The 514-nt window shown below is 42.2% G+C and carries 1 protein-coding gene; it reads right to left on the bottom strand.

Features of this window, described 5'->3' with window-relative positions; genetic code table 11:
• Positions 1–514 (bottom strand): Mu transposase domain-containing protein (locus tag AC1TPB_RS25070; protein ID WP_482078964.1); only part of this gene is annotated, 514 nt, incomplete at both ends.

Genomic DNA, 514 nt, shown 5'->3' with positions numbered 1-514 from the left:
TCTGGATAGCTTGGCATAGACAGCCTGAGATTCTCTCTGTAATGTTCTTCTTTGTAAATTAATTTTGTCTCTCCTACAGGATGGCGAACCAGAAGTTTCGTGTTATAATAAGCATACAAATGGTTGTCATAGACTTGTATACCTACTGTTTTTCCTTGATACCCAGTGGGGACTGAGTATTGTCTGGATTGGTAGGAGATCATGTTCGATACATTGATCTTCACAAGCTTATGATGTATGCGATAGGAACTTCTTACACGCTCTGTTGGCAGTGGGTGTAGGGAGTTCTTTTCCTTTTCTAAGGAAAGAACAGGTACTTTTCCACTCCCTTGATGGAACGATTGATTCACACGGTTACATAGCTTTTGAATGAAGTCATGAAGTTCTGGCAAGCTTAATTTTCCTTGGTACGCATGGATCTCATCGAGTAGTTTCATCTGTGCTTCTACCTTTCCTTTTGTCCGTGGGCGACCGGCTACACAGGGCTTCACTTTACATCCAAAGTCGGTAGCGA

Source organism: Paenibacillus sp. Y951, from assembly GCF_056786395.1.
This window is presented reverse-complemented; position numbering and strand designations above follow the sequence as displayed.